At 74.0% G+C, this 13,090-nt stretch carries 12 protein-coding genes; 6 read left to right on the top strand and 6 right to left on the bottom strand.

Features of this window, described 5'->3' with window-relative positions; all coding sequences use genetic code 11:
- Positions 1 to 42 precede the first annotated feature (42 nt).
- Genes ACFXAE_RS23280 through ACFXAE_RS23270 form a run of 3 tightly spaced genes read left to right on the top strand, consistent with a single transcriptional unit; the run spans position 43 to position 1,976 of the window.
- Positions 43 to 519, top strand: coding sequence for a rhodanese-like domain-containing protein (locus tag ACFXAE_RS23280; RefSeq protein ID WP_384718011.1), 477 nt, complete (start codon positions 43 to 45; stop codon positions 517 to 519).
- Between the two features lie 43 nt (positions 520 to 562).
- Entirely contained in the window at positions 563 to 1,075 is a 513-nt protein-coding gene (locus tag ACFXAE_RS23275; RefSeq protein WP_384718009.1) for an immunity 21 family protein, read from the top strand.
- Positions 1,076 to 1,130: 55 nt separating this feature from the next.
- The gene (locus ACFXAE_RS23270; RefSeq protein ID WP_384718007.1) at positions 1,131 to 1,976 is read left to right on the top strand and encodes an SDR family oxidoreductase; all 846 of its coding nucleotides are present in this window, start codon (positions 1,131 to 1,133) and stop codon (positions 1,974 to 1,976) included.
- 15 nt (positions 1,977 to 1,991) lie between these two features.
- On the opposite strand, the gene ACFXAE_RS23265 is transcribed toward ACFXAE_RS23270, so the two are convergent.
- Together ACFXAE_RS23265 and ACFXAE_RS23260 are read right to left on the bottom strand one after the other, a co-directional pair.
- On the bottom strand, positions 1,992 to 3,680 hold the full coding sequence (locus ACFXAE_RS23265) for a DUF885 domain-containing protein (protein ID WP_384718005.1): 1,689 nt from the start codon (positions 3,678 to 3,680) through the stop codon (positions 1,992 to 1,994).
- A gap of 32 nt (positions 3,681 to 3,712) precedes the next feature.
- Entirely contained in the window at positions 3,713 to 4,204 is a 492-nt protein-coding gene (locus ACFXAE_RS23260; RefSeq protein ID WP_384718003.1) for an Lrp/AsnC family transcriptional regulator, read from the bottom strand.
- Positions 4,205 to 4,276: 72 nt separating this feature from the next.
- Between ACFXAE_RS23260 and ACFXAE_RS23255 the strand changes: the two genes are divergently transcribed.
- Positions 4,277 to 5,452, top strand: a complete 1,176-nt coding sequence (locus ACFXAE_RS23255) for a trans-sulfuration enzyme family protein (RefSeq protein ID WP_384718001.1) — start codon at positions 4,277 to 4,279, stop codon at positions 5,450 to 5,452.
- 195 nt (positions 5,453 to 5,647) lie between these two features.
- On the opposite strand, the gene ACFXAE_RS23250 is transcribed toward ACFXAE_RS23255, so the two are convergent.
- The 4 genes from ACFXAE_RS23250 to ACFXAE_RS23235 form a co-directional block, all read right to left on the bottom strand.
- Complete coding sequence (locus ACFXAE_RS23250; RefSeq protein WP_384717999.1) at positions 5,648 to 6,919, bottom strand: GNAT family N-acetyltransferase; 1,272 nt, start codon at positions 6,917 to 6,919, stop codon at positions 5,648 to 5,650.
- 97 nt (positions 6,920 to 7,016) lie between these two features.
- Positions 7,017 to 8,603 carry an alkaline phosphatase D family protein gene (locus tag ACFXAE_RS23245; RefSeq protein ID WP_384717997.1) on the bottom strand — a complete coding sequence of 529 codons (1,587 nt, stop codon included), beginning with the start codon at positions 8,601 to 8,603 and terminating at the stop codon, positions 7,017 to 7,019.
- Positions 8,604 to 8,717: 114 nt separating this feature from the next.
- On the bottom strand, positions 8,718 to 10,148 hold the full coding sequence (locus ACFXAE_RS23240; protein ID WP_384717995.1) for a PLP-dependent aminotransferase family protein: 1,431 nt from the start codon (positions 10,146 to 10,148) through the stop codon (positions 8,718 to 8,720).
- Positions 10,149 to 10,201: 53 nt separating this feature from the next.
- Positions 10,202 to 11,032 (bottom strand): alpha/beta fold hydrolase, encoded by an 831-nt coding sequence (locus ACFXAE_RS23235; protein WP_384717993.1) that lies wholly within the window; start codon positions 11,030 to 11,032, stop codon positions 10,202 to 10,204.
- A 163-nt stretch (positions 11,033 to 11,195) separates the two neighbouring features.
- Here ACFXAE_RS23235 and ACFXAE_RS23230 point away from each other — a divergent pair, with 163 nt between their 5' ends.
- A complete protein-coding gene (locus tag ACFXAE_RS23230) occupies positions 11,196 to 12,083 on the top strand; it encodes an RNA polymerase sigma-70 factor (RefSeq protein ID WP_384717991.1) in 888 nt (295 codons plus the stop codon).
- Between the two features lie 161 nt (positions 12,084 to 12,244).
- On the top strand, positions 12,245 to 13,006 hold the full coding sequence (locus ACFXAE_RS23225; RefSeq protein ID WP_384717989.1) for a GntR family transcriptional regulator: 762 nt from the start codon (positions 12,245 to 12,247) through the stop codon (positions 13,004 to 13,006).
- Positions 13,007 to 13,090 lie beyond the last annotated feature (84 nt).

The raw sequence follows: 13,090 nt of genomic DNA, 5'->3' as shown, positions 1-13,090 counted from the left end.
CTCCGCTTCAGGCCCGGATCCCGCGGCCGTAGTTTCTCTCCCATGACCACCACCACCGTGAACCCCGTCCTGCGCGTCGCCCCCGCCTCCCCGGCCGAGGCCGCCGCCCACTTCCGCGCGAGCCTCGCCTTCCACACCGACGTCTCTGACGTGGCCGCCGCGCTCGCGGCCGACGGCGGTCCCGGGTTCGTCCTGGTGGACTCCCGTTCCACCGAGGCCTGGGACCAGGGGCGTGTCCCCGGCGCGGTGCACCTTCCCACCGCGCTCGTCCCCGAGCGGGCCGCGGAGCTTCTGGACCCGTCGGTTCCGGTCGTGACGTACTGCTGGGGCCCCGGCTGCGACGGCGCCGCCCGCGCCGCGCTCGCCCTCGCCGAACTCGGCTACCGGGTCAAGGAGATGCTCGGCGGATTCGAGTACTGGGTGCGTGCGGGCCTCGAGTTCGACACCTGGCAGGGCCGCGAACGCCGTACCCCCGACCCGCTGACGACGCCGGTGGGTGCCGACGACTGCGGATGCTGAACCCCCGCCTCCGGTAAGGGAGCCGACCCGGTAGGTTCTGCGCATGGTGCGATACGCGGAGCCGGGCACGGTCGAGTGGGTGGAGTCGGGCGGCGGGCCGCTCGTCGCGGTGCCGGAGACGGTGCTGCCGTTCTGGACGGGCGCCGACGGCGACGAGACGGCCTCGGACTACGACCGGGCCTGCGAGGTGGACGGACTCGTCGGGCTCCTCCCGGTCGGCGACGCGGCGGCCCTGGTCCTGGGCGACGAGCCCGCCGCGACCGCCTTCCTGCCCGAGCACGGCACCCTCGTCCGCTGGATCGCCGGCGACTCCGAGGCGGAACTCCTGGCGAGCGTCCCGGCGGCGCTGCACACCGCGCGGTGGCAGCCCGAGGTGCACTGGAAGGTGCCCGGCACGGTCGTCCTGTTCGACGCGGCCTGGCCCGGCACCGACTCCACGGGCACCGACCACGTGCGCCTCACCCTCGTCCCGGGCCGTTACGCGGTCCGCGCGGCTCAGGTCCAGCCGGGCCCGGAAACCTGGCTGACCCTCGTTCAGATCCGGGCGACGCACTGAGCCACCGGGGATATCCGCGTGCGCCGGCCCACCCGGCCCCGCATCATGGGTGATCATGCCCAAGCTCCCGCACCCCGCACCCGAAGCACTCCGCCGTGACCCTCTGCCCCTGCGGGGCCGGACCGCGCTGGTCACCGGGGCCAGCCGGCGCGGCGGCATCGGTCATGCCGTGGCCCGGCGTCTCGCCGCCTACGGAGCGAGCGTGTACCTGCACCATCACGTCCCGCACGACGCCGCCATGCCCTGGGGCGCGGACCGGATCGAGGACGTGACCGCCTCCGTGCGCGACGCCCTCGGCGACCCCGATGCCCAGGTGGTCGCCGGTCCCGGCGACCTCGCCGACCCCGCGGCCTCCGCCGAGCTGCACGCCCGCGCGGCCGAGGCGCTCGGCGGACGGCTCGACGTCCTCGTCGCCAACCACGCCCTCAGCGGCTCCGACGGCGACCTCGGCACCGTCGACGCCGCCATGCTCGACGCGCACTGGGCCGTCGACGCCCGCTCGGTGCTGCTGCTCGTCCAGGCCCACGCCCGGCACCGCGCCGCGCTGTCCCCGCGCACCCCGGGCGGGCGCGTGGTGATGATGACCTCCGGGCAGGACATCGCCGGCGGTATGCCGGGCGAGATCGCCTACGCCCTCCAGAAGGGCGCGCTCGCCTCGATCACCCGCTCCCTGGCGACCACCCTGGCCGAGCACGCGGTCACCGTGAACACCGTCAACCCGGGTCCGGTGGACACGGACTACCTGACCGGTGACACCTACGACGCCGTCGCCGCGCTCTTCCCCGCCGGCCGCTGGGGCATGCCCGACGACCCCGCCCGCCTCATCGCGTGGCTGGCCACGGACGAGGCGGACTGGATCACCGGTCAGGTCATCGACTCCGAGGGCGGCTTCCGGCGCTGACGGCGCCGGCCCGGCTCACAGCGCGGACAGCTCGTCCACCAGGTCGTCCAGGCCCAGCGAGCCCTGGGACAGCGCGGCCATGTGCCACGCCTTGAGATCGAAGGCGTCGCCGTGCCGCGCGCGGGCGTTCTCCCGGCCCAGCAGCCACGCCCGCTCGCCGAGCTTGTAACCGATCGCCTGGCCCGGGATCGTCAGATAGCGGGTCAGCTCGCTCTCCACGAAGTCCGCCGGGCGGCTGCTGTGCGCCCCGAAGAACTCCTCGGCCAGCTCCGGCGTCCAGCGCTCACCCGGGTGGAACGGCGAGTCCGCCGGAATCCGAAGCCCCAGGTGCATGCCGATGTCGACGATGACCCGGGCCGCCCGCATCATCTGCGCGTCCAGGTAGCCCAGTCGCTCCTCCGCGTCCGCGAGGAAACCGAGTTCGTCCATCAGCCGCTCCGCGTACAGCGCCCAGCCCTCGGCGTTGGCGCTGACCATGCCGACGGAGGCCTGGTAGCGGGAGAGGGTCTCGGACACGTGCACCCACTGCGCGAGCTGGAGGTGATGGCCCGGCACGCCCTCGTGGTACCAGGTCGACACCAGGTCGTACACCGGGAAGCGGGTCAGGCCCATCGTGGGCAGCCAGGTGCAGCCCGGCCGGGAGAAGTCCTCCGACGGGGGCGTGTAGTACGGCGCCGCCGCGCTGCCCGCCGGGGCGATCCGCGACTCCACCTTCCGTACCCGCTCGGCGAGGTCGAAGTGCGTGCCGTCCAGGGACTCGATCGCCCGGTCCATCACGCCCTGGAGCCACTCGCGGACCTCGTCGACGCCCTCGATGTGCCGGCCGTGCTCGTCCAGGTGCGCCAACGCCACCCACGGCGTCCCGGCACCGGGCAGGATCTTCTCGGCCTCCTGCTTCATCTCGCCGAGCAGCCGGTGGTACTCGGACCAGCCGTACGCGTACGCCTCGTCCAGGTCGAGATCGGTGCCGTTGTAGTAGCGGGCCCAGCGGGCGTAGCGCTCCCGGCCCACCGTGTTCGGCGCGCCCTCGACGGCCGGCGCGTACACGTCGCGCATCCAGTCCCGCAGCTCCACGACGGCCGCGGTCGCCGCGCGGGCGCCCTCGTCCAGTTCCGTGCGCAGCGCGTCCGGTCCCGCGGCGGCGAAGTCCTCGAACCAGCCGCGGCCCCCGCCGGTGTCCGCCCACTCGGTGAGCTGCCCGGTGAACGTCTCCGTCGGGCGCGGAGCCGCGTACAGCTTGCGCTCCAGGCCCAGCGCGAGGGACTCCCGGTAGCCCGCCAGCGCGGCCGGGACCGCGCGCAGCCGCTCGGCGATCGCCGCCCAGTCCTCCTCCGTCTCCGCCGGCGTCACGGTGAACACCTCGCGCACCGAGTGCGCGACCGTGCCCAGGTTGCCGACCGCGCGCAGACCCTCGTCGGCCTCGTGCACGGCCAGCTCGGCGGTGAGCCGCTCGCGCAGCAGACGGGCGCAGCGGCGCTCGATGCCGCTGTCCGCGCCCGGTCGCCGCTCGGCCTCGTCGAGCCGTGCGAGGGTGGCCCGCTGGAGCTCGGCGAGCGCCTCCTGTCCGGCGGGCGAGAGGTCGGGCAGACGGGAGGAGCTCTCCTTCACTCCGAGGAACGTTCCGGTGACCGGGTCGAGGGCGATGAGCTCGTCGACGTAGGTGTCGGCGACCTGACGGGGGAGCGCGCTGTTGGTCTGAGACATGCGGACCATCCTGGTACGCGGCCCGTTGCCCGTCATCCCGTTTGAGCTGTGGGCGAAGACGGCAGCATCGGGCCGCAGTCCCACTGCTGGAAGATCAGCCGGGTCTCCACCCGGGCCACCTCCCGCCGGGACGTGAACTCGTCGAGCACCAGCCGTTGCAGGTCCGTCATGTCCGCGACCGCGACATGCACCAGATAGTCGTCCGGGCCGGTCAGATGGAACACGGTCAGCGATTCCGGCAGCGCCCGGATCCGCTCCACGAACGGCCCCACCAGCTCCCGCCGGTGCGGTCTGACCTGCACCGACAGCAGCGCCTGGAGGCCGCGCCCCAGCTTGGCGGGGTCCAGCTTCAGCCGGTGCCCGAGGATCACGCCACAGCGGCGCAGCCGGGTCACCCGGTCCAGACAGGTCGACGGCGCGACCCCGACCTGCGCGGCGAGATCCCGGTACGTCGTCCGGGCGTCGTTCTGCAGCAGCCGCAGCAGATGGAGGTCCACCGGATCCAGTGCGACGGATTCGGTCATCGGCCGAACGTAGCACGGGCTTCGGCGCTCCTGGCCCGTTCGGTGTTCACCCTTCCGTCCATGGACTTGGGCATGGACACGCGACGCATCACACGAGCACTCGCCACCGACGCCGTGCACGCAGGCCGTGACGACCTCGCCGGACTGGGACTGCACGCCCCGCCGATCGACCTGTCGACCACCTACCCTTCGTACGACAGCCGCGCCGAGGCGGCCCGCATCGACGCCTTCGCCACCACCGGCGCCGAGCCGGAGGGACCGCCCGTCTACGGACGGCTCGGCAACCCGACCGTCGCCCGCTTCGAGACCGCCCTGGCCCGGCTCGAGGGCACCGGGGCGGCGGTCGCGTTCGCCAGTGGCATGGCCGCGCTCAGCGCCGTCCTGCTGGTCCGCGGCTCGATGGGGCTGCGGCACGTCGTCGCCGTGCGTCCCCTGTACGGGTGCAGCGATCATCTGCTGACCGCCGGACTGCTCGGTTCCGAGGTGACCTGGACCGATCCGGCGGGGGTCGCCGACGCGCTGCGCCCCGACACCGGCCTGGTGCTGGTGGAGACCCCGGCCAACCCCACGCTCGCCGAGATCGACCTGCGGGCCGTCGCCCACGCCTGCGGCTCCGTGCCGCTGCTCGTGGACAACACCTTCGCCACTCCGGTCCTCCAGCGCCCGGCCGAGCAGGGCGCGCGGCTGGTGCTGCACAGCGCCACCAAGTACCTCGGCGGGCACGGGGACGTGCTGGCGGGCGTGGTGGCCTGCGACGAGGAGTTCGCCGGGCGGCTGCGCCAGGTGCGGTTCGCGACGGGCGGCGTGCTGCACCCGCTGGCCGGCTATCTGCTGCTGCGCGGCCTGTCGACCCTGCCGGTACGGGTGCGGGCCGCGTCCGCGGGCGCCGCCGAACTCGCCGCCCGGCTCGCCGCCGATCCGCGCGTGTCCCGGGTGCACTACCCGAGCATCGGCGGGGCGATGGTCTCCTTCGAGGTGCACGGGGACCCGCACGAGGTGATCGCCGGCGTACGCCTGATCACCCCGGCGGTCAGTCTGGGCAGCGTGGACTCCCTCATCCAGCACCCGGCCTCCATCAGCCACCGCATCGTCGACGCCGACGACCGCAGGGACGCCGGGGTGAGCGACCGGCTGCTGAGGCTCTCGGTCGGTCTGGAGGACGTCGAGGACCTGTGGGCCGATCTGGACGCGGCCCTGGGGGAGCGGGCCGGGACGCCCGAACGCCCGGAGGCGCCGGCCCAGGGCTGAGGCCGAGCACACGGGCAACGGCCCGGCGGCGCGACCCGCCGGGCCGTTCCCCGGATGCCCGCGCGGCGGCCGGAACCCCGTGTTCGCGTGCCCGCCGTGCGCCGGCCGGCGCGTGGTGGCCGTTGCCCCGTGGCCGCGTGGTGGTCATGGCCTTGTACCCGGGCGCGGCGGCGCCGCGTGTCCGCGCGTGACGGGCTACGGTCGGCCGATCCGCTCGCCGTGCTCCCGCTCCTCGGGTACGCGGCGGTCCGCCACGGCGTCCAGACGGGCCGTGATGACCAGCGTGCCCTCCTCGATCTGGTAGTCGAGCGGCAGTCCCAGGCCGCGCATCGCGGCGACCATGCCGGTGTTGGACGCCTGCGTCACGGCGTACACCTGGGCGCAGCCGTCCTCGGCCGCCATCGCCACCAGCCGGGTGAGCAGCTCGGCGCCGATGCCCCGGCGCTGCCAGGCGTCCTCCACGACCAGCGCGACCTCGGTCTCGTCACCGTCCCACAGCAGATGACCGAGGCCGACGATGCGGCCCGAGGCGGTCTGCGCGGCGAGCGTGCGGCCGAAGCGCGGGCTGAGCAGGTGGTTCAGATAGCGGTCCGCGTCGCCGACCGGCCCGTGGTACCGCATGCGCAGGGTCTCGGTGGAGCACCGCTCGTGCATCGCCCGCGCGGCCGCCAGATCGCCGGTGTCCGCGCGGCGCACGGAGATGTCGCTGCCCTCCGGCAGCGTGAGGACGTCACGGCCGCGCGGGATCCGCGGACCGAGCCGGGCGTCCAGCTCCACCAGCGCGCGGGCGCGGGCGAACTCGGTGGGCGTGAACGGCAGATACGGCCGTTCCACGGTGATCACCCCGCCCTCCGGGGCGCGCAGCCGGATCACGGTGTCCTCCAGGGAGCCCTCCTCGGGCACGGTCCCGTGCACCCGCCGGCCGCCCAGGGATGTGGCGGGCCGGGAGCGGATCGTGCACCGGCCCAGCAACTGGCGCAGTGCGAGCGGCAGTTCGGCCGCGTCCTGCGCGGTGCGGGCGGCCAGCCCGAGGACCCGGGTCGGCGCGTCCACCAGATCGTGGGCGTCGGCCCGCTCGGTCCAGGTGTCCGTACCCCCGGCGAGCGACACGGCGGCGACGAGGTCCGTTCCCTCCGGTGCCCGCAGCAGGAACTCGTCGACGGTGCTCTCGCCCAGCGGGTGCGTCTGCAGGCTCAGGATGTCGACCCGCCGCTCGGCCAGCGCCGTGCAGAGCGTGGCCAGCGCGCCCGGTTCGTCCTTCACCGTCGTCCGCATACGCCACAGCACGCCGCCCCCGGCCACGGCGGAGGGCGGCCGGGCACCGCCGGTATCGCGTGCCGGCGGTGCGTGACCGTGGCGCCGTGCCCACCACGCGTGGAAGGCGGCCGTGCACAGCGCGGCGAGTTCGACGGGGTTCCACCGGCGGTGTGCGGGGCCGCCGTGCCGGGTGTTCGTCACTTCGGACATGTCTCGACTCATACAGCCACTGTGAAGGAATCGTGTTTCGTGATCACGAACGTACTGTGACTGACGGGTAAAGCATGCTTCTGTCCGCTTTGTTGAGTTACTGACCGACCAGGCCCGGCCGTAGCGTCTTCGTGAACAGCACGGTGCCGTCCTGCTCCCGCATCCGCACCGTCAACTCACCGCTGTCGCCGTCGATGTCGACCTCGCCGAAGAACTGGTAGCCGCCGGCGGGCGAGACGTTCGAGGCGCTCGGCGCCTTCACCCACACCCGCTCCGGGCCGAAGGTGCCGTCGAGCGCACTGGCAGGGAAGGCGCCCGCGTTCAGCGGACCGGAGACGAACTCCCAGAACGGCTCGAAGTCGCCGAACGCGGCCCGCGAGGGCTGGTAGTGCTGCGCCGAGGTGTGGTGCACGTCGGCCGTCAGCCACACCGTGCCGGTGATCCGCCGGTGCTTGACGAACCGCAGCAGCTCCGCGATCTGCAGCTCCCGTCCCAGTGGCGCCCCCGGGTCGCCCTGGGCCACCGCCTCGACGTGCTGCCTGCCCTCACTCGTGTCGGACACGACGAGACCGATCGGCATGTCGGCGGCGATCACCTTCCACACCGCACGCGACCGCGACAGCTCCCGCTTGAGCCACTCCAGTTGCTCCCGCCCGAGGATGCCCTGCGGGTCCACGGTCTGGTCACCGGAGGAGTTGGCATTGCGGTACGTCCGCATGTCCAGCACGAACACGTCGAGCAGCGGCCCCTGCCGCAGCACCCGGTACACCCGGCCCTCCTGGTCGCCCGGCCGCAGCGTGGACATCGGGAAGTACTCGCCGAACGCCCGCCGCGCCCGGGCCGCCAGCACGTCGACGCTCTTCTCCGTGTACCGGGCGTCCGTCTCCGCGATCCGCTGGCCCGGATACCAGTTGTTGCGCACCTCGTGGTCGTCCCACTGCACGATGGACGGCACCTGGGCGTTGAACCGGCGCAGGTTCTCGTCGAGCAGGTTGTAACGGAAGTTGCCCCGGAACTCGGCCAGGGTCTCGGCGACCTTGGCCTTCTCCTCGGTGGTGACGTTCCGCCAGACGCCGCCGTCCGGCAGGGCGGCGGTCGCGGAGATGGGGCCGTCGGCGTAGACGGTGTCACCGCTGAACAGGAAGAAGTCGGGGTTCAGGCGCGCCATCGCGTCGAAGATACGGTAGCCGCCGAAGTCGGGATTGATGCCCCAGCCCTGTCCCGCCAGGTCACCCGACCACAGGAACCGCACGCCGTCTTGGCGCCGGGCGGCGACCGTGCGGAACGTGCCGGTGACCGGCTCACCGGTGCGGCGCGGGTCGTCGGGGTCGGCGAGCAGCACCCGGTAGTGGATCTGCTCGCCGGACGGCAGCCCGCGCAGCCGGGTCGTGCCGGTGAAGTCGGTGCCCGCGCCGAGCAGCGGACCGTGCCACCTGCGCGGGCGGCGGAACGACTCGGTCGCCGACGTCTCGACGATCATCCGCGCCGGACGGTCGGAGCGCACCCACACCAGCCCCGAGTCACGGGTGACGTCACCGGTCTGCACGCCCCATTCGGCCCGCGGGCGCCCGGAGAGGGCGAAGGCGGGCGCCGCGCCGAGCGCGGTGGGCAGGGTCAGGGCCGCCGAGGCCGCGAGCGAGCCGCGCAGCACGGCGCGACGGCCGGGGAGCGGACGGTGTGACATGGATGCGCCTCCAGGGACGGGATCCGGCCAGTGTGCGCGACCACACCTACTCGGACGGCGCGGCCCGCACGCGAACACCGGGTGAACAACTCGCACGGGCGGGGGAGCGGGCACCTACCGGGCAGCGGCCTGTGCCATCAGACGCACGCCCTCGTGGATCCGCGCGGGCGCCACGTGCGCGTAGCCCAGCACGAGCCGTACGCCCTCCTCCGGTGCTTTGTCGTGCGCGTAGTCCGTGAGCGGGCGCACCGCCACACCGGCCTCCGCCATGCGCGCGAGGAAACGTTCCCGCGGTCCGTAGCGTCCGGGCAGCGAGACGATGACGTGCAGCCCCGCCGCGATCCCGGACACCCCGGCGCCCGGGAAGTGCTCCCCGAGGGCGGCGACCAGGGCGTCGCGCCGCTCGCGGTAGGCGCGCTGGCAGCGCCGCAGCTGACGGTCGTAGTCGCCGCGCTCCAGGAACCGGGCGAACAGTGCCTGGTCCAGGGTGGGATGGCCGAGATCCATGGTGCGCTTGCGCTCCACCACCTCCTCGGCCCATCCCTGCGGCACCAGCAGCCAGCCGAGCCGCAGCCCCGGGGCGAGGGACTTGCTGACCGAGCCGGTGTAGGCCACGTGCTCGGGGTCGAGTCCCTGAAGGGCGCCGACGGGTGCGCGGTCGTAGCGGAAGTCGCCGTCGTAGTCGTCCTCCAGGACGATCCCGTCCACGGACCGCGCCCAGTCGAGCAGTTCGGCCCGGCGCCGCGCGGAGTACGCGATGCCGGTGGGGAACTGGTGTGCCGGTGTCACGACGGCCGCCCGCACCTCCGAGGCCCGCAGCGGCTCCATGGCGAGCCCCTCGCCGTCCACCGGTACGGGTACGGCGGTGACCCCGGCGGCGGCGTACAGGGACTCGTGCTGCGGACTGCCGGGGTCCTCCACGGCGACGGCGCGCAACCCGCGCGCGTGGAGGGCGGATCCGAGCAGCGCCGTCGCCTGCGCCACCCCGGAGACCACCACGATCCGCTCGGGATCGGCCACCACACCCCGGCGCCGCGCGAGCAGTCCGGCCAGTGCCGTACGCAGCCGGGGCAGCCCGCGCGGATCGGGGTAGCCCAGCTCCTGGTGCGGAAGGTCCGCGAGCACACCGCGCTGCGCCGCCGCCCATGCCGCGCGGGGGAACAGCGACAGATCGGGTGTGCCGGGGACGAAGTCCGCGCGGGCGCCGGGGGCGCGCGGGGCGAGGTCGCGGGCGGGCGGGCGGGCGGCCCGTACCGCCGCTCCCACCCACGTCCCGGAGCCCCGGCCGGAACGCAGGTACCCCTCCGCCGTCAACTGCTCGTACGCCTCCGTGATCAGCCCCCGCGACACACCGAGGTCGGCGGCCAGGTCACGGCTCGACGGCAGCCGGGTCCCCGGTGCGAGCCGTCCCGACCGCACCGCCTCGCGCAGCGCGGCCTGCAGCGAACGGCCGCGCGCGCGTGCCGGTGCGGAGGCGGCGGGCAGCAGCAACTCCCAGGCGGAGGAGGCGGCGGGCCCCTCGGGGCCGGTGTGCGGTGACGTCATGACAGGGCCACACTAGGCGTTCTTGGACCGGGGGTGCCGCCGTGCGCCCGCCCTCAGCGGCTGCCGTCGAGGATGACGCGCGCGACCAGCGCCGGGTCGTCGTTCATCGGGACGTGACCGCAGCCGGGCAGCCGGACCAGCCGGGCCCGGGGAATGATCCGCTTGGCGCGCACGCCCTGCCGGGGGATCAGCAGCCGGTCCCGGGTGCCCCAGGCGACGGTCACCGGGATGCCGGGCACGTCGTCGGTGAACCGTACGGCGGTGCCCGCGCGGAGGGTCTCGGCGAAACCGGTGGCCCCGGCGAGGGCGAGCGTCTCGGCGACCACGGCCTCGGGGGAACGGCGCCCAGGACGGGCGTAGATGGTGCTGGTCAGCGCCGCCCGGCCGGCCGCGGAGCGGGCGAGGCGCTCGACCAGCGGAAGCGGCATCCGCTCCGCGATCCGCCGCATGCCGAGCAGCACGCCGAAGGCGTACCGCCGTTCGGCCTGCGTCCAGAAGCCCGCCGGGGACAGGGCGGTGACGGACCGCACGAGCCGCCCCCGGCCGAGTTCCAGGGCCAGCAGGCCGCCGAGCGAGTTGCCCGCGACATGCGGCCGGTCGAGCTCCAGCTCCTCGCACAGGGCGCCCAGGGCGGCGTTCATGGTCGGCAGGTCGTGGGAGAGGCCGTCGGGCAGCGACGGGGAGGCGCCGAAGCCGGGCAGGTCCACGGCGATCACCTCGCGCTCGGTCGCCAGGATGTCCACCACCGGGTCCCAGGCCTGGCGGTGATGGCCGATGCCGTGCAGCAGGAGCAGCGGTTCGCCGCGGCCCACGCGCGCGTAGGACAGGGTCACGGGCTGCGGGCCGAGGGGAGAGGTGACCTCGAAGGAGACGGTCGCGGACATGAGGGTGCTCCTCGTCTGGGACTCGCGGAAACGGACGCCGCCCGGCGTCGTAGACAGCTTGTCAGCAATTGCTACCGACGGGTAGCCCTCCGGCCGGTGTGTCCCGCCGGCCGACGGCCTGCGCCGCCTGGACACGACCGCGCGGGTCGGTTGGGATGGTGCCGTGACCACCGACACCGTGACCGACGTCTTCGAGGAACACCGCCCCGTCCTCCTGGGGGTCGCCTACCGCATGCTGGGCCGGGTGGCCGACGCGGAGGACGTGGTGCAGGACGCGTGGCTGCGCTGGTCGGGCGGCGGCCGGACCGAGGTGCGCGAACCGCGCGGCTACCTGGTGCGCGTCACCACCCGCCTCGCCGTCGACCGGCTGCGCCAGATCAAGGCGCGCGGGGAGACGTACGTCGGCCCGTGGCTGCCCGAGCCCTGCGTCACCGACTTCGGCGAGACCGTCCCGGACGCCGCCGAGCGGGCCGTCCTCGCCGACTCCGTCTCCCTCGCCGTCCTCGTCGTCATGGAGTCCCTGTCGCCGCTGGAGCGCGCGGTGTTCGTGCTGCGGGAGGCGTTCGGCTGTCCCTACGCCGACATCGCGGCCATGCTCGACCGCGGCGAACCGGCGGTACGCCAACTCGCCGTCCGGGCCCGCAAGCACGTCGAGGAGCGCCGCCCGCGCTACGCGGCCGACCCCGCCGAGCGCCGCGACCTCACCGAACGCTTCCTGGCGGCGGCGGCCGGCGGCGACCTGGCGGGCCTGCTGGAACTGCTCGCCCCGGACGCGCGTCTGGTCGGCGACGGTGGCGGCAAGTCGCGTGCCCCGCTGCGGGTCCTGGAGGGCGCCGACCACGTGGGGCGCTTCCTCCTCGGCGCCGCCCGCAAGGGCGTGCCGGACCCCTCCTTCCGCTTCCTGGAGCTCAACGGCGGCCCCGCGGTGCTCGTCCTGTCCGGTGACGAGCCCGACTTCGTCGTCCAGCTCGACGTCGCCGACGGGCGCGTCCGGACGGTGTACGTCATCCGCAATCCCGACAAGCTGCGTTCGCTCCCCGCGGTCCGGTAGAAGCCCCCGCACCGGGTCCCCGTCGCGACGGGGACCCGTCGTCGTGCCCGATTGGTATTGACCAAGGGTGAGGGGCGCCTTATGGTCGCAGACAAGTGAAACAACCTTTAATAAACAAGGGCGCTAAAACGCGGCCGGACACGGCGATCGTGGAGGACAGGGTGGGGACCACGCAGCTGGAAACGGTGCCGGAACCGAAGTACTGGCACCTCAGGACCGTGCTCAGCGAGGCGCTGGACTCGGAGTTCTCCGTGGGCGAGATCCTGCCCAACGAGCGCGACCTCGCCGCCCGCTTCGGCGTCGCCCGCGCCACGCTCCGGCAGGCTCTGGAACAACTCGAACTCGAAGGCAGGCTGCAGCGCCGCCGCGGCGTGGGCACGACGGTCGCCCCGCCGCGCATGGGCGTGTCCGTCGGCACGGCGGAGCACGCCTGGCCCGGTGGGACGCACGACGCCTGGCAGACCCTCGACTGCGCGCTCGAGGTGCCGCCCGCCGCCGTCGCCGAGACGCTGGTGACCGGCCGCGACGAGTCCGTGCACGTGGTGCGGCGCTCCCGCGTCTCCCACGGCCAGCCCGTCGCCGCCGAACTCCTCTACGTCCCGGCGGACTCGGTACCGGACCTGTCCGGCATCGACGCGCCGTCCGGCACCGCACGCGCGCGTGCGGTGCTGCGGGAACTGCAGCGCCTGGAGCTGGAGCGGCAGGAGAACGCGGTGGAGCTCGGCTCCGCCCGCGCGGACGACGCGCGCGAACTGGACCGGCTGCCCGGCGCGCCCGTCCTCGTCGTCACCACCCGCTTCATCGCCCGCGGCCGCACCGCCGCGCTCTCCGTGGCCACCTACCGCGCGGACACCTGCCGTCTGACCTTCGGCGACTCCGGCGGCGTCGAGATCCACCACGGCCCGGAACGCCGCGCGTCCTGACCCCACCCAGGCCGCAGCTGCGGCACGACTGCCCGCGGGAGCGCCTGCCGCTACGGCAGCCGCACCCCGTAGCTGCGGGCAGTC

It is taken from the genome of Streptomyces sp. NPDC059454, from assembly GCF_042749965.1.
Lineage (GTDB): Bacteria > Actinomycetota > Actinomycetes > Streptomycetales > Streptomycetaceae > Streptomyces.
The sequence above is the reverse complement of the archived record's forward strand: the minus strand, read 5'-3'. Positions and strand labels throughout refer to the sequence as shown.

Excerpts from the sequence above, each read along its gene's own strand:
- ACFXAE_RS23280 (WP_384718011.1), top strand. The coding sequence starts at position 43 with ATGACCACCACCACCGTGAACCCCGTCCTGCGCGTCGCCCCCGCCTCC.
- ACFXAE_RS23275 (WP_384718009.1), top strand. The coding sequence starts at position 563 with ATGGTGCGATACGCGGAGCCGGGCACGGTCGAGTGGGTGGAGTCGGGC.
- ACFXAE_RS23270 (WP_384718007.1), top strand. The coding sequence starts at position 1,131 with ATGCCCAAGCTCCCGCACCCCGCACCCGAAGCACTCCGCCGTGACCCT.
- ACFXAE_RS23265 (WP_384718005.1), bottom strand. The coding sequence starts at position 3,680 with ATGTCTCAGACCAACAGCGCGCTCCCCCGTCAGGTCGCCGACACCTAC.
- ACFXAE_RS23260 (WP_384718003.1), bottom strand. The coding sequence starts at position 4,204 with ATGACCGAATCCGTCGCACTGGATCCGGTGGACCTCCATCTGCTGCGG.
- ACFXAE_RS23255 (WP_384718001.1), top strand. The coding sequence starts at position 4,277 with ATGGACACGCGACGCATCACACGAGCACTCGCCACCGACGCCGTGCAC.
- ACFXAE_RS23250 (WP_384717999.1), bottom strand. The coding sequence starts at position 6,919 with ATGTCCGAAGTGACGAACACCCGGCACGGCGGCCCCGCACACCGCCGG.
- ACFXAE_RS23245 (WP_384717997.1), bottom strand. The coding sequence starts at position 8,603 with ATGTCACACCGTCCGCTCCCCGGCCGTCGCGCCGTGCTGCGCGGCTCG.
- ACFXAE_RS23240 (WP_384717995.1), bottom strand. The coding sequence starts at position 10,148 with ATGACGTCACCGCACACCGGCCCCGAGGGGCCCGCCGCCTCCTCCGCC.
- ACFXAE_RS23235 (WP_384717993.1), bottom strand. The coding sequence starts at position 11,032 with ATGTCCGCGACCGTCTCCTTCGAGGTCACCTCTCCCCTCGGCCCGCAG.